At 75.7% G+C, this 14,507-nt stretch carries 11 protein-coding genes; 9 read left to right on the top strand and 2 right to left on the bottom strand.

The window, feature by feature from the left end; all coding sequences use genetic code 11:
- Positions 1 to 7: 7 nt before the first annotated feature.
- The 8 genes from OIE51_RS02170 to OIE51_RS02135 all read left to right on the top strand — a co-directional run bounded on the left by OIE51_RS02170 (position 8) and on the right by OIE51_RS02135 (position 9,202).
- Positions 8 to 1,135, top strand: coding sequence for a LacI family DNA-binding transcriptional regulator (locus OIE51_RS02170; RefSeq protein ID WP_326595063.1), 1,128 nt, complete (start codon positions 8 to 10; stop codon positions 1,133 to 1,135).
- Positions 1,132 to 2,214, top strand: coding sequence for an ADP-ribosylglycohydrolase family protein (locus tag OIE51_RS02165; protein WP_442811846.1), 1,083 nt, complete (start codon positions 1,132 to 1,134; stop codon positions 2,212 to 2,214). The genes OIE51_RS02170 and OIE51_RS02165 overlap by 4 nt, the downstream gene beginning before the upstream one ends.
- On the top strand, positions 2,211 to 3,392 hold the full coding sequence (locus OIE51_RS02160) for an ADP-ribosylglycohydrolase family protein (RefSeq protein WP_326595061.1): 1,182 nt from the start codon (positions 2,211 to 2,213) through the stop codon (positions 3,390 to 3,392). The genes OIE51_RS02165 and OIE51_RS02160 overlap by 4 nt, the downstream gene beginning before the upstream one ends.
- Positions 3,389 to 4,576: an ADP-ribosylglycohydrolase family protein gene (locus OIE51_RS02155; RefSeq protein ID WP_326595060.1), complete on the top strand. Its 1,188-nt coding sequence runs from the start codon at positions 3,389 to 3,391 to the stop codon at positions 4,574 to 4,576. Before OIE51_RS02160 ends, OIE51_RS02155 begins: the two co-directional genes overlap by 4 nt.
- Entirely contained in the window at positions 4,576 to 5,982 is a 1,407-nt protein-coding gene (locus tag OIE51_RS02150; RefSeq protein WP_326595058.1) for an ADP-ribosylglycohydrolase family protein, read from the top strand. Before OIE51_RS02155 ends, OIE51_RS02150 begins: the two co-directional genes overlap by 1 nt.
- Complete coding sequence (gene rbsK, locus OIE51_RS02145) at positions 5,979 to 6,902, top strand: ribokinase (protein WP_326595056.1); 924 nt, start codon at positions 5,979 to 5,981, stop codon at positions 6,900 to 6,902. Before OIE51_RS02150 ends, rbsK begins: the two co-directional genes overlap by 4 nt.
- 234 nt (positions 6,903 to 7,136) lie before the next feature.
- Positions 7,137 to 8,366, top strand: a complete 1,230-nt coding sequence (locus tag OIE51_RS02140) for a CaiB/BaiF CoA transferase family protein (RefSeq protein WP_326595054.1) — start codon at positions 7,137 to 7,139, stop codon at positions 8,364 to 8,366.
- Positions 8,264 to 9,202: an HpcH/HpaI aldolase/citrate lyase family protein gene (locus tag OIE51_RS02135; RefSeq protein ID WP_442811845.1), complete on the top strand. Its 939-nt coding sequence runs from the start codon at positions 8,264 to 8,266 to the stop codon at positions 9,200 to 9,202. The genes OIE51_RS02140 and OIE51_RS02135 overlap by 103 nt, the downstream gene beginning before the upstream one ends.
- A 97-nt stretch (positions 9,203 to 9,299) precedes the next feature.
- On the opposite strand, the gene OIE51_RS02130 is transcribed toward OIE51_RS02135, so the two are convergent.
- Positions 9,300 to 11,213 (bottom strand): phosphatase PAP2 family protein, encoded by a 1,914-nt coding sequence (locus OIE51_RS02130; protein WP_326595050.1) that lies wholly within the window; start codon positions 11,211 to 11,213, stop codon positions 9,300 to 9,302.
- 1,177 nt (positions 11,214 to 12,390) lie between these two features.
- On the opposite strand from OIE51_RS02130, the gene OIE51_RS02125 reads away from it, so the two are divergent.
- A complete protein-coding gene (locus OIE51_RS02125) occupies positions 12,391 to 13,209 on the top strand; it encodes a helix-turn-helix transcriptional regulator (protein WP_326595048.1) in 819 nt (272 codons plus the stop codon).
- Here the strand turns inward: OIE51_RS02125 and OIE51_RS02120 are convergent.
- Positions 13,147 to 14,496, bottom strand: coding sequence for a cytochrome P450 (locus OIE51_RS02120; RefSeq protein ID WP_326595047.1), 1,350 nt, complete (start codon positions 14,494 to 14,496; stop codon positions 13,147 to 13,149). The genes OIE51_RS02125 and OIE51_RS02120 overlap by 63 nt on opposite strands.
- Positions 14,497 to 14,507: the final 11 nt, after the last annotated feature.

Genomic DNA, 14,507 nt, shown 5'->3' with positions numbered 1-14,507 from the left:
AACGGGCATGCCGAATGGTGTACAACCCACCATTGTTTCGATCGCCGCGCAGGCGGGCGTCTCCATCGCGTCGGTCTCCCGCGTGCTCAACGGTCAGGGCGGGCGCCACGACACGGTCCAGCGCGTACGCCGCGCCGCCGCCGAACTCGGCTACGTGCCCAACGCGGTCGCCCGTTCCCTCAAGGACGGCCGGACCCGCCAACTGACGTTCGCCATGCCGGACATCGGCAACCCGGTCTACGTGGCGATGGTCCGCGCGATCCAGACCGTCACCAAGGCCGCCGGCTACCGGCTGCTGCTGCACTCGACCGACGCCGTGGCCGAGGACGAACTCGCGGTGCTGCGCAGCCTCGGCGACCGCACCAGCGACGGCTTGATCATCTGCCCCATCCGTATCAGCGACGCCCATATCGAGGCCCTGACCACGGCCGCCGGACCGGTGGTCGTCATCGGCTCGCTCCCCGACGACGTGCCCGTGGACAGCGTGCGCGCCGATTCCGTCGCGGGCGCCGCCATCGCCGTGCGGCACCTGACCGACACCGGCCGGCGCCGCATCGGCTTCGTCAACGGCCCCTCCGACACGGTCCCCGGCGGCAACCGCGACCAGGGATATCGCGCGGCGCTCACCGACCGGGGCCTGCCCTACGACGAGGCGCTCGTCGTGCACACCGCCTTCGACATCGACTCCGGCGCGGCGGCCGTCGAACGGCTCCTGCCCGCCCGCCCCGACGCGCTGTTCTGCGCCAACGACCAGCTCGCGCTGGGCGTCGCCCACGCCCTCCTCGCCCGTGGCCTGCGGGTGCCCGGGGACATCGCCGTCGTCGGCATGGACGACAGCGCGCTCGCCCGCGCCGCCTGGCCGCCGCTCACCAGCGTCGACCTCGGCTCGTCCGAACGCGGGCGACTCGCCGCCGAGTTGCTGCTCGACCGGCTCCGTCTCCAGGGCCCCGACACCGGCCGCGACCCGGCAGCGCCCCCGCCGCCGTCCCGCACCGCCACCGTGCCGCCCCGCACCACCACCGTGCCGCCCCGCCTCGTCGTCCGCGCCTCCACCACGCCGGCCGACGCCGCGCCCGCCGACTCCGCGCCGGCGAACTCCGCGCCGGCCGACTCCACAGACACGAGGACCGCATGAGCCCCACCGCCTCCCGGGCCGGCGCCGACCCGGAACCAGCCGGCGCGGTGCCGCCACCCGCCCCGGGCGGCACCGGGTCACGGGACCGAGCCCGGGGCGCGATGCTCGGCCTCGCCGTCGGCGACGCCCTCGGCGCCCCCGCCGAGAACCTCAAGCCCTCGCAGATCAGGGAGCGTTGGGGCCGCATCGAGGGCTTCGTGACGGACGACCCGGCCGGCACGGACGACACCGAGTACGCCATCTTCTCCGGCCTGCTGCTCGCCGCGCACGGCTCGGCCCTCACCGTCGCCCACGTCGAGTCGGCGTGGCACGAGTGGATCGCGGACCGGGACGAAGGTCCGTTCCGGGGCGCCGGGTTCAGCGAGCGCGGCACCCTGGAGAACCTGCGCCGGGGGCTCGCCGCCCCCATCTCCGCCCAGCACCGGCACGCCTGGAGCGACGGACTGGCCATGCGCGCGGCGCCGTTCGGCGTCTACGCGGCCGGGCGGCCTGCCGAGGCGGCCCGGCTGGTGTCCATCGACGGCACGGTCTCCCACGACGGGGAGGGCATCCACGGCGGCCGGGCGGTGGCCGCCGGGGTCGCGGCGGCCATGACGGGCCACGACCCCGACGCGGTGGTGCTCGCCGCGCTCTCCGTCGTCCCGGACGACTCCTGGACCGCCCGCTCCCTGCACCGCGCGGTGGCCGCCGCCCGCCGCGCCCGCCGCGACCCGGCCGCGACCCAGCTCGCTACCGAACGGGCCGTCAGATCCGCGACGGTCATCGGCGGTTACCCGTGGACCGACCTGGCGCCCGAGGCGGTCGGGCTCGCCTTCGGCGCGTTCGCCGCCGCCCGGGGAGAGTTCGCCGAGGCGGTCGCCATGGCCGTCAACATGGGCCGCGACGCGGACACCACCGCCGCCGTGGCCGGCGCCCTGGCGGGCGCGCTGCGCGGCGAGGGCGCGATCCCCGCCGACTGGGCCAAGGCGATCGGCCCGGTGCGCGGCAGCTGCCTGCCGTCCATGACCGGCCGCCACGTCCTGGACATCGCGGACCTGCTCACTCCGCCCCCCGACGGTCGCGAACGGGCCGCCGCGTGACCGCCCGCCCGGCCGAGGCCGCCCTCGGCGGACCGGCCGCCGGGGACGACCCGCGGCGGATCGAGGGACTGCTGCTCGGCATCGCCGCCGGGGACGCCGCCGGCTGGCCCGCCGGACGGCACCGCGCCGCCCGCATGCCCGGCTGGACGCGGCGGCTGACCCGCGAGCTCGACACGTTCGCCGAGCTGAACGCGACCACCACCCTGCCCGTGCCCATAGCGCTCAACCAGCCACCCGAGCCGCTGCGCCTCGGCCCCTCGGACGACGCCGAATGGGCCGCGTTCACCGCCCTGTCCGTGCTCTCCGCGACCGGCCCCGGCGCCGGCCCGGTACGCGCCGCGCTGGCCCTGGCCTGGACCGCGCTCGCCGACGAGATCGCGGCGGCGGCGCACCGCGCCACCGAGATCGAGTCCGCGAAGATGCCGCTGCGCGCCCGGATCTCGGTTCGGGCCGGGCTCGGCAACCTGGCCGCCGGGCTGCGGCCCCCGGCGACCGGGCACGACAACCCGCACTACTTCGACGACGCGGCCTGCGTGCGGGCGGCCGTGCTCGCCGTCGTACACCCCGGCGACCCCGAACGGGCCGCCCGGCTCGCGGAGTTCGACGCCCGCTACACCCAGGACGGCGATGGCGTGCACGGCGCCCGGGCGATGGCGGCGGCGGTCGCCGCCGCGCTCGGCGGCGCGCCCGTCGACGCCTGCGTGGATGTGGCGCTGCGCCAGCTCCCCGAACACACCGAGATCCGGCGCAACGCGCTGCGCGCCGTCGAGCTGGGCCGGGCGGCCGTGGCCGCCCGCCCCGGCCTGCCGGGCAACGCCTTCGCCCTGGTCCCGGTGCTGGAACACGAGATCGTCGACCACGTCTACAGCTACGGCATCGCCGCGGCCGAGACCGTTCCCGTCGCCCTCGCGGTCGCCACCGCCGCCGCGGGCGCCGTCAGCGAGGCGGTGCCCGCCGCGGCCTGCCTCTCCCGGGTCGCGGACTCCGCGCCGGCCCTGGCGGGCGCCCTGACCGGAGTGCTCGGCGGCGCCGGCGCGCTGCCGGACACCTGGCGCGACGCCTGCCGCACCCTGGCGGGCTGCGCGCTGCCCCGGCTGGCCGGTACCGACCTCGTCGAGATCGCGGAACGGCTCGCCCGGATCACCCTCAGCACCTCCCCGGAAGGAACCGTCGCATGACTCCGTCCGACACCCGGCCGACCACGCGGCCCACGACCCCGTTCCCCACCCTGGAAGACCGCACCACCGGCGCCCTCGTCGGGGCCGCCGTCGGCGACGCCCTCGGCGGCGCCGTCGAGGGCTGGGCACCCGCGGCCATCGCCGAGCGGCACGGCGGGCGCGTGCGGGGCATCGTCGAGCCGTTCCACCGCGAGGACTGGCGCACCGCGCGCCCCATCGCGCCGTACCACAAGGGCGACGGACACGTCACCGACGACACCCTGATGACGCACGCCCTGGTCCGGGTCTACGAGAAGGTGCGCGATCACCTCGACGCCTACGCGGTGGCCGACCACCTGGTCCCCGACCTCATCGGCACCCCGCGCTGGATTCCCGAACTGGAGGCGGAGGCCCTGCTGTTGCAGCGGGTCTTCCTGGCCGAGAAATGGCTCGTGGCACGGATCCACTACGGCCACGTGGACCCGCGCGAGGCGGGCGTGGGCAACATCGTCAACTGCGGCGCCGCGATGTATATGGCGCCGGTCGGCGCGGTCAACGCCGGGAATCCGCACGGTGCCTACGCCGAGGCGCTGGACATCGCCGGGGCCCATCAGTCGAGTTACGGACGCGAGGCGGCGGGCGTCTTCGCCGCGGCCGTCGCCTCGGCCTTCGGGCCGCACGCCACCCCCGAGTCGGTCGTCGACGAGGCGCTGGCCCTGGCCAAGGACGGCACCCGCGCCGCGATCGAGGCCGTCTGTGAAACGGCGTCCCGCTACGACGACTTCGAGGAGGCGCTGACCCCGCTGCGGGAGGCCGTCGCGCCCTTCGACACGGTCGGCCCCGACTACCGCAGGCCCTCCCTCGGTGCCCGCCGCCCCTCCCGCCTGCACGCCATCGAGGAGCTGCCGATCGCGCTCGGCATGCTCCTGGTCGGCCGCGGTGACTTCCGCCGCACCGTGCTCGGCTCGGTCAACTACGGCCGGGACTGCGACTCGATCGCCACCATGAGCGGCGCGCTCGCGGGCGCGCTGGGCGGCGAGGGCGCCGTGCCGAAGGAGTGGAGTACCGAGATCGCGCGGGCCAGCAGGCTCGATCTGCACGCCCCGGCGGCGGCGCTGGCGGCGGTCGCCCGCGAGATGTTCGCCCGCGACGTCGAGCGGCGCCGCGCGCACGAGGCGCTGTTCGGCGCGATCACGGGCGCCTGATGCCGGCCCCCGCCGCCTCCGCCCCCGCTCCCGCCGGACTGCGGCTGACCTGGGTGCAGCCCGAGGACCTGATCGGGCACGAGCTGCGCCAGGCCGCGCAGGACGGCCGCGACGCCGTCGAGGTCGCCGCGATCGCGCGGCGCTGGCGGGCGGCGGGGGGCCACCCCGCCCCCGGGCGGGCCGGCGCCTCGCCTGGCCCGGCCGATCCGGCGCTGCGCTCGCTCGCCGAATGCCTGCTGGACGAACTGGCGACTCTGCCCTCGCTGTTGGCGGAACGGGAGCCGACCGCGCTGGCCGAGATCCGCGTCGCCTGCCCCGACTGGCCCGCGCCGCGCCGGACCTCGGCGTCCCTCGCCCGGCTGCACGCCGGCTGGCTGGGCCGCGCGGCCGGCTGCGTGCTCGGCAAGCCCGTCGAGAAGCTGCCCCTGGCCGGCATCCGCGCCCTGGCCCGCGCGACCGGCAACTGGCCGCTGAACACCTGGTTCACCGCGATCGGCCTGCCCCCCGGTCTGGCCGCCGCCCACCCCTGGAACCGCCGCTCCGCCCCGACCTCCCTCGCCGAGAACATCGCCGGTACCCCCGAGGACGACGACCTCAACTTCCCGCTCCTCGGCCTGCTCCTGCTCCGCCGCCACGGCCACGCCTTCACCACCGCCGACGTCGCCGCCCTCTGGCTGGACGAACTCCCCGCCGGCCGCACGTTCACCGCCGAACGTGTCGCCTACCGCAACCTGCTGGCCGGGGTCGAACCACCGGACACCGCCACCCACCGCAACCCGTTCCGTGAGTGGATCGGCGCCCTGATCCGCGCCGACGTCTACGGCTGGACCCACCCCGGCGACCCGGCCGCCGCCGCCGAACTCGCCCACCGCGACGCCGTGCTGACCCACACCGCCAACGGCGTGTACGGCGCGATGTTCGCCGCCGCCGTCATCGCCGAGGCGGCGGGCGGCCGTTCGGACGTGCACGGCTGCCTGCGCGCCGGGCTCGCCGTCGTCCCCACCGTCTCCCGCCTCGCCCACGCCGTCCGCTTCGGCATCGCCACCGCCCGCGCCGCCGAGCCGACCGCCTTCGGCTTCGACTCCGTCGCCGACCGGCTGCACGCCCGCTTCGGCGACCACCACTGGGTGCACGTCCTGCCCAACGCCGCGCTGCTCGCCGCCGCCCTCACCCACGCCGACGGCGACTTCACCGCCACCATCTGCCGTGCGGTGTCCGGTGGTTGGGACACCGACTCGAACGGCGCCACGGCCGGCTCGGTGGCCGGTCTGCTCGCCGGGACCCCCGAGGCCCTGCCCGCCCGCTGGACCGAGCCCCTCGCCAACCGGCTGTCGACCACCGTCGCCGGCTTCGACGGCATCGGCTTCGACGCCCTGGCCGCACTCACCCTGGAGGCATCCGCATGACCCGCCGCGCGACGGCCGTCACGGTCCTCGGCTCCACCAACATGGATCTCGTCGCCTACACGGCCACCGCCCCGCGCCGGGGCGAGACGGTGATGGGCCGCGAGTTCCGCACGGTGCCCGGCGGCAAGGGCACCAACCAGGCGATCGCCGCCGCCCGCACGGGCGGCCGGGTCGCCATGATCGGCGCGGTCGGTGACGACGACTTCGGGCCGCGCCTGCGCGCCGCGCTGGCCGGCTCCGGCGTCGACACCGCCGCCCTGCGCACCGCCCGGGGCCCCAGCGGCACCGCCCACATCGTCGTGGACGACGACGGCGGCAACGCGATCGTCGTCGTCCCCGGCGCCAACGCCACCGTCACCGCCCTCACGCCGGCCGACGAGAAGCGCGTCGCCGCCGCCGACGCCCTGCTGTTGCAGCTCGAACTGCCCATGGCCGGCGTCCTGGCCGGCGCCCGCGCCGCCCGCGCCCACGGTGTCCGCACCGTGCTGACCCCCGCCCCCGCCCAGCCGCTCCCCGACGAACTCCTCGCGCTCACCGACTTGTTGGTCCCCAACGAGCACGAGGCCGCCGCCCTCACCGGCGAAGCCGATCCGCTCCGCGCCGCCCGCGTGCTGCTGGCCGCCGTCCCCGAGGTCGTCATCACCCTCGGTGCGGCGGGCAGCCTGTACGTCGCGCGCGGCGCCGAGCCCGTGACCGTGCCCGCCGTCGCGGTGCGCGCCGTGGACACCACGGCGGCCGGGGACACGTTCGTCGGCGCGCTCACGGTGGCACACGGGGAGGGGCGCCCGATGCCCGAGGCGATGGCTTGGGCGGCGACCGCCGCCGCCCTCGCGGTACAGCGCCCCGGCGCCTCGTCCTCGATGCCCACCCGCGACGAGATCGACGCCCAGCACACCGACCACGCACCGGAGCCACGGTGAGCGCCGCCGGGCCGCCGGGCCGCCGGGTCGGCTGGAGAAGCGATCAGGGGGGCAGGGTGAGCGTCGGGTGTCGGGCCGCTGGGGGAGAGGTGGCCGGTGGTGGTCGGTTTCGCCCGGCGGCCGGAGAAGCGATCAAGGAGGCAGGGTGAGCGTCGGGTGTCGGGCCGCTGGGGGAGAGGTGGCCGGTGGTGGTCGGTTTCGCCCGGCGGCCGGAGAAGCGATCAAGGAGGCAGCGTGAACGAGTCCGTACCCGCACCCGATTCCGTCCCGGAGTCCGGTCCGGCGGCCCTGGCGGGGCTGCGGGTCATCGATCTGGCGACGCTCTTCGCCGGGCCGCTCGCGGCCACCATGCTCGGCGACTTCGGCGCCGACGTGATCAAGGTGGAGCACCCACGCCGGCCCGATCCGTCCCGGGGTCACGGCCCCGGCAAGGACGGCGTCGGTCTGTGGTGGAAGCTGCTCGGCCGCAACAAGAGGACCGTCACCCTCGATCTGTCCACACCCGGCGGCCGTGACGTCCTGCTCATGATGGCCGCCGAAGCGGATGTGATCATCGAGAACTTCCGGCCCGGCACCCTGGAGAAGTGGCACCTGGGCTGGGCCGAGCTCGCCGCCGTCAACCCGCGCCTGGTCCTGGCCCGCGTCACCGGTTTCGGCCAGCTCGGCCCCTACGCCAGGCGCCCCGGCTTCGGCACGCTCGCCGAGGCGATGAGCGGCTTCGCCGCCATCACCGGCGAGCCGGACGGCCCGCCGACCCTGCCGCCGTTCGGCCTGGCCGACTCGATCGCCGCCCTCACCACGGCCTACGCCGTGATGGCCGCGCTCGCCGGCCGGGACCGCACCGGGTACGGCCAGGTGGTCGACATGGCGATCATCGAGCCGATACTCACCGTGCTGGGTCCGCAGCCCATCTGGTACGACCAGCTCGGCTATGTCCAGCCCCGCACCGGCAACCGTTCCGCCAACAACGCCCCGCGCAACACCTACCGCACCGCCGACGACCGCTGGGTCGCCGTCTCCACCTCCGCCCAGTCGGTCGCGGAGCGCGTGATGCGGCTGGTCGGCCGCCCCGAGCTGATCGAACGCGCGTGGTTCGCGACGGGTGCCGGCCGTGCCGGGCACGCCGACGAGCTGGACGAGGCGGTCGGCTCCTGGATCGGGCGCCACGACCGCGACGCGGTCCTCGCCGCCTTCGAGGCGGCCGAGGCGGCGATCGCCCCGGTCTACGACATCCGCGACGTGATGGCCGACGAGCAGTACCGCGCGCTCGGCTCGATCACCGAGCTCAAGGACGAGGAGCTGGGCACGGTGAAGATGCAGAACGTCCTCTTCCGCCTCTCCGAGACGCCCGGCGCCATCAAATGGGCCGGCCGCCCGCACGGCGCCGACACCGACGCCGTCCTCGCCGGACTCGGCCTGAGCGCCGGGGAGATCGCGGCCCTGCGGGCGGAGGGCGCGTTGTGAACGCCGCCCCGGCCCCGCTGACCTGGCTCTACGCCCCCGGTGACCGCCCGGACGTGGTGCTCAAGGCGCTTGGCTCCGGCGCCGACGTGGTCGTGGTCGACCTGGAGGACGCGGTCGCCCCCGACCGCAAGCGGTACGCGCTCGACGCCACCGCCGAGCTGCTGGCCCGGCCGCGCCGCGGCGTGCCGGTGCACGTCCGCGTCAACGCGCTGGACGGGCCGCTCGCGATGCACGAGGTGCGCCGGCTCGCCGCGCTGCCCGGCCTGGCCGCGCTGCGGCTGCCGAAGGTGGAACGGCCCGGTCACGTCGGCCGCGTCGCCACCTGGGCGGGCGCGGACGTGCCGCCGCTGTATCCGCTGCTGGAGAGCGCGCTGGGTGTGGAGCACGCCTACGCGATCGCCACCGCGCACCCGGCCGTGGCGGGCATCGCGCTCGGCGAGGCGGATCTGCGGGCCGACCTGGGCGTCGCGGACACGGCCGGACTGGCCTGGCCGCGCGGCCGGACGGTCGTCGCCGCGCGGGCGGCCGGTCTCCCGCCGCCGCCGCAGTCCGTGTATCCGGACGTCCGCGACACGGTGGGCCTGGCCCGTTCCTGCGCGGCGGGCCGGACGCTGGGCTTCCTGGGCCGCGCGGCCATCCATCCCCGTCAACTGGCGGTGATCGAGAAGGCGTTCCGACCGACGGCGGCGGAGATCGAGGCGGCGGCGGAGATCGTCGAGGCCGCCACCACCGACGCGGGCGCCCTGGCCCTGCCGGACGGCCGTTTCGTGGACCCGGCCGTGGTCGCGGTCGCCCACCGCACGCTGGCGCTCGCCCGCCGCGCGCCGACCGGCTGACGCGGGGTCAGGACCGCTCGGGCGGCGGCGCGAGGCGTTCGGTCGAGGCGCCGAACGGCCGGAACGTGGCGCCGGGCGCCGTGCGCGGACGGTCGCCTCAGACCCGTTCCGGCAGCCTCTCCTCGGCCCGCCGCCCCGGCTCCGGTCCCGGTCCCGCGGCCGGGGACGGCACGGCCGGCTGGAGCGCGAGCGCGCGGCCGACCGCCCGGGAGGCGGCGAAGCCGCCGGCGACCACGATCACGCCGCCGACCGCGTCCAGCAGGTAGTGGTTGGCGGTGCCCATCACCACCACCGACGTCAGCAGCGGATAGGCGAAGCCCGCCACCCGCGACCAGCGCTGGGGCGCCATCCGCCACAGGATCAGCGCGCACCACAGCGACCAGCCGACGTGCAGCGACGGCATCGCCGCGTACGGGTTGGAGATCCCGGTCAGCACCCCGTACCGGGGATCGTCGAAGTCCTGCGGGCCGTTGGCGGTGTCGATGAAGCCGAGACCGGGCATCAGGCGCGGCGGCGCCAGCGGGTAGAGCCAGAAGCCGGCGAGCCCGAACAGCGTGGTGAACGCGAGCGCCCGCCGCGCGCCCCGGTAGGCCGCCGGGTGGCGGACCAGCAGCCAGCCGAGGATCGTCAGCGGCACCGCGAAGTGGAACGTGTGGTAGTAGAAGTCCATCGCGTCGGCCAGCCAACGGGACTGCGCCACCGCGCGGTTGAGGTCGTACTCGACATCGATCCGCAGGAACCGCTGGATGTCCAGCACGTGATGGCCGTGGGCCTCCGCCGTGGCCCGGTCGCCCGCCGCCCGGCCGCGCGTCCACGAGTACACGAAGTATCCGACGCGGATGAGCAGCAGCTCCAGCAGCAGGTTGGGCCGCCCGGCCGGGCCGGCCACCACCGGACGCGCCCACAGGTCCGAGGCGCGCGGCAGGAACCGCACCGCGCAGGCCGCCAGCAGGGCGGCGATCAGCGGGAAGTTCTCCCCGATCGGGGCGAGCGAATCCATCGTGGGCACCAGCACCGTGCCCTCGAACGTCACCACCAGCGCCGCGAACACCGGCCACACCGGCCGGTCGGCGGTGCGCCGCCCGGCCCGTCCGGCGGCGGCGAGCAGAATCCACACCTGCTGGTGCTCCCCGGCCACGGGCGTCACGGCCAGTGCGGCGCAGCCGACGACGGCGGCGGCCAGCAGCGCCTGGTCGTCCCGCGCGTAGCGGACGGCGCGGCGCAGCGCCAGCACGCAGACGGCGGCGGCCAGCGCGAGGAACAGCGCCCGTTCGCCGGGTCCGGTCAGGCCCAGCCGCAGCAGGGCGCCGTGCAGTGACTGGTTGTCCACCCCGTCCGGAGCGTCCCCGAGCCCGGCGCCCGCCGGGTGGCGCGCCCAGTACGTGACGCTGTCGCCGGGCAGCGCGGCCCAGGCCACCGCCGTGCAGGCGGCGAAGGCCCCGGCCGCGCCGGCCGCCCCGCGCCGCCGACCCGCGAGTGCCAGCAGCGGGACGAAGAGGAGCAGCACGGGCTGTAACGCGGCCCCGACGCCGATGAGTACGCCCCCTCGGCGTTGGCCGGGCACCAGCAGCCAGCCGGCCAGCACCAGCAGGACGGGCAGCAGGCCGGGCCGCCCCTCGGCGAGCGCCTCGCGCACGGGCCGTGAGACGAGCAGCAGACAGAGGGCGGCGGGCGGTGCGAGCCACGCCGTCCGGGCCGCCACGGGCGCGGGCAGGCCGCGCGCCGCGACCAGCCCGAGGGCGGCGACGAGCAGCAGGATGCCCACGGTCCACGCGGCGTCCAGCGCGATGCCGGGATCGTCGGGGAAGGGCTCCAGCGACAGCGCCGAGAAGGGCGGGTCGGGGAACGGGCCGCCGCCGTCGTAGCGGGAGCCGTCCGCGCCGAGCCACGTGTGCAGGGCGGTGAGCCGCTCACCCGCCGGCCGCCGCAGCAGTGTCACGGCCTCCCGGACGGCGAGGAACCCGGCCAGCAGCCACAGCGCCCCCACCGCCCACCGGCCACGGACGTTCACCGTGCCGTCCCCCTGTCGTCTCGTCCGCACCACCCGATCGCCCTCCGGTGTCGACGAGATGAACGGCCGGCACCGTGGAGAACTTACCGCGCCGCCTCCCGCCCCTCGCGCCCCCGGCCGGTCGCCACGCGGCGCGCACGTGGCGGCTCGCGGCCATCAGCCGCGGCGATATGACGTGCGTTCATATCTGATGGTCGATCTTTTTGTCAGCGAGGGGCGGTGCCGCGGCGCCGGTGCCCACAGCGAGCGCGCGGGGGCCGGTGCCCGTGGACGTTCGCGCGGCGGGGCCCGGCTGGGCAGGTGGGTGTCGTGGTGGGGTGCGTACACCCCGGGAGGTTCCAGCCGAACCATGCGCCTCTGATTGCCCATGGGCCGCAGCTCAACGCCTGAAAGATCGTCCGGGCCGGGGACCGGGGGGAATGCGGTCGGCCATGTGCGGCATCAACACGCAAGGGACAGTTGGGAATTGGTCGCGCCAAGCGCGGCGCGGGGCCGATCACCGCCGATCGCTCCCGGACGCGGCGCCACCACGATTACGCGGGACCGGCGGCCCGGAAAGGATTCCGCGCGGGGGCGCCACGGAAATCGGGGCGGGCGCCGTGGCACTCCACAATTCGCCGCCGGAGCCGCCCGTGAAATCTCTTACATGTGGAATTCGGTCGTCCGCATTGTTCGTGGGCGGCTTGATCCGGACGCCTGCCGGTCGGCGGCCGATCGGTCGCCGCTGCCCGGGGACGCCCCGGGAAAGCGCCACGAGCAGCCCTGACACCGACCCGCAGGCGGCGCTCCGCCCGCCATGACCCCGCCCAACTCCCCACCCATTTCAGTCAGTCAGCCCCTTGAGGCCCGATGTGACATAGATCACTGGCCTGGATTACCCGCTATGGCCGTCGCGGGACAGGCGGTATTTTATAAGGGCGATCTCGGGGGGTCGGGGAACGCCATAAACGTGTACGGGGCGTGTACGCGACAAGTGCGAGTAGTGGAAGTCGCGAGGACAGCGGAACGGACCGCGATCGGCAGTACGGGGGTCGATTTGAGCACGACGCGCAGCGGCATCGGTCAATTACCCGCGGACGACAGAGAATCACCTTCAGGAAAAGGGGCGGGATATGTCGAAGAGGCGCTTCTCCAGGCGCAGAATCTCATCCAGTCGGCGCTGGGCAGCTACAGCAGTATGCGAGGCGCCCCGCCCACCCTCATGGAGGCGCTCCCCTCGGAGGACGCCCTCCATTCGGTGATCGACCAGTGGCTCACGGATTCCGCGCGCCGGCCCGTGGACCTGTCCTTCGTCCACCATTCCACCGCCACCGCCCACCACAGCGGCTTCCCGCCGTGCCTGGAGGAGCGGCTGCTGCGGCGCGGAGCCTCCGTGCGCACCCTCGCGCTGGCCGGCGAGAACGGTGGGGCCGGGGCGTCGGGATATCTGGAGCGCCTGGTCCGGCACGGCGCCGAAGTGCGGGTGTCCGGCCAGCCGTTGCCCAGCTTCGCGGTGCTCGGCCGGACCATCGTCATCCTGCACACCAGCGCTCCCGGACAGCGGGTGTGCCTCGCGGTCCGGGAGCCGAACACCGTGCGCTCCCTGTACGCGCTGTTCGACGCCGTCTTCCACGGTGCCGTGCAGTGGACCCTGGCCGCCGGCTTCGCCTTCGACGACGACGGGGAGGACAGTCCGCTGCGCGAGGTGCTGGGGATGCTGGCCGCCGGGCACACCGACGAGGTGGCCGCCCGCGCGCTCAGCATGTCCGTGCGCACCTACCGCAGACACGTCGCCGAGGCGATGCAACGGCTGGGCGCCTCCTCGCGGTTCCAGGCCGGACTGCGGGCGGCGGCGCTCGGCCTGATTCCCGCCGCCCCCCGCACCACGACCGGTGGCGCCGCCGAGTCGGGTCCCGGGCGCGTCCCGGGCCAGGGGGCGCGGCGCGTCCCGCCGTCACCCCCGCGCTCCCGCCGGGCCCGCGGCGACCGGGGGGCGCCGTCCGGCGCGGGGGCGTAGCCGCACCGGGAGCGAGGCGAAGCCCCAGATGAGATGGGACCCCAGCCGCCGCGCCGGTCCCGCCGGTTCGGGGAGCTCCACCCGGTCACGGAGCTCCTCGAAGGTGACGGTGAGCTCGGCCAGGGCGAGGGACGAGCCCAGGCAGTAGTGCTCGCCGGGCGCGAGCGCCAGGTGGCGGTTGGGGGTCCGCGCCGCGTCGAACCGTTCCGGATCGGGGAAGACGGCCGGGTCGCGGTTGGCGGCGGGCAGCCAGACGGCGACCCGGTCACCGGCCCGCAGCCGGTGCCCGGCCAGCTCGGTGTCGCGTTCGACGGTGCGCAGCACGTGCATCGCCGGGCTGGTGTAGCGCAGGATCTCCTGCGCGGTGGTCTCCACCGGGTGGTCCGCCCGGCGCAGCACGGACCACTCGTCGGGGTGCAGCATCAGGGCGCGCAGCCCGCCCACCGTGGCGTGCCGGGTGGTCTCGTTCGCGCCGGAGACCAGGCCGTCGCAGTTGAGGTAGATCTCCTCGTCGGTCAGCGGGCGGCCGTCCACCGTGCCCCGGACCAGGGCCGAGACGACGTCGTCGCCCGGCTCCCGGCGGCGGCGTTCGACCAGCTCGGCGTAGTAGAGCAGGATGTCGGTGTGCGCCCTGGCCACCGCCGCGCGGTCGGCGCCGCCCCCGGCCGGGCCACCGAACGCGGTCATCGTCCGCTCCAGCATGAAGTCCCGGTCGGCGGGGGGCACTCCGAGCATGTCGCAGATGACCGACACGGGCAGCCGGGCGGCGACGTCGGTGAAGTCGCACACCCCGCGCTCCAGGGCCTCGTCGATCACGGCGCTCACGGTCACCCGCATGTTCCGGCGCAGCCGGGCGACCATTCTGGGCGTGAAGGCGGAGTTCATCACCCGCCGGAGCTGCGCGTGGCGCGGCGGGTCGGAGACGATGAGCATGCGGCCGGACGCCGCCCTGGTCGCCTCCGGGTTGTCGTCCAGCCGCATGCCCCGGCCGGAGACGAACAGCCGCGGATTTTTGAGCACTTCGGTCGCCTCGCGGTGGCCGAGCACCGCCCAGAACCACGTCGCGTCCGGACGCCGGTCGCGGTGCACCGGGGAGGCGGCGCGCAGCCGCGCCCACAGGGCCTCCGGCTCCCCGGTCCGGTACAGACCGGGGTCGGCCAGATCGGCCACGCCGGCCAGGTCGGCCACGCCGGCCAGATCGGCCACGCCGGCCAGGTCGGCCAGGCCAGGGTCGGCCAGTTCGGCCGGAGGGGGGTCGGCCCGGTCGGCTGGTTCGTCGCTGGTCATGGTCCCGGCCC

Origin of the sequence: Streptomyces sp. NBC_01803 (assembly GCF_035917415.1) — a bacterium.
In the GTDB taxonomy this organism is placed as follows: Bacteria; Actinomycetota; Actinomycetes; order Streptomycetales; family Streptomycetaceae; genus Streptomyces.
The sequence above is the reverse complement of the archived record's forward strand: the minus strand, read 5'-3'. Positions and strand labels throughout refer to the sequence as shown.

Excerpts from the sequence above, each read along its gene's own strand:
- OIE51_RS02120 (WP_326595047.1), bottom strand. The coding sequence starts at position 14,496 with ATGACCAGCGACGAACCAGCCGACCGGGCCGACCCCCCTCCGGCCGAA.
- OIE51_RS02150 (WP_326595058.1), top strand. The coding sequence starts at position 4,576 with ATGCCGGCCCCCGCCGCCTCCGCCCCCGCTCCCGCCGGACTGCGGCTG.
- OIE51_RS02125 (WP_326595048.1), top strand. The coding sequence starts at position 12,391 with ATGCGAGGCGCCCCGCCCACCCTCATGGAGGCGCTCCCCTCGGAGGAC.
- rbsK (WP_326595056.1), top strand. The coding sequence starts at position 5,979 with ATGACCCGCCGCGCGACGGCCGTCACGGTCCTCGGCTCCACCAACATG.
- OIE51_RS02170 (WP_326595063.1), top strand. The coding sequence starts at position 8 with ATGCCGAATGGTGTACAACCCACCATTGTTTCGATCGCCGCGCAGGCG.
- OIE51_RS02165 (WP_442811846.1), top strand. The coding sequence starts at position 1,132 with ATGAGCCCCACCGCCTCCCGGGCCGGCGCCGACCCGGAACCAGCCGGC.
- OIE51_RS02135 (WP_442811845.1), top strand. The coding sequence starts at position 8,264 with ATGGGCCGGCCGCCCGCACGGCGCCGACACCGACGCCGTCCTCGCCGG.
- OIE51_RS02155 (WP_326595060.1), top strand. The coding sequence starts at position 3,389 with ATGACTCCGTCCGACACCCGGCCGACCACGCGGCCCACGACCCCGTTC.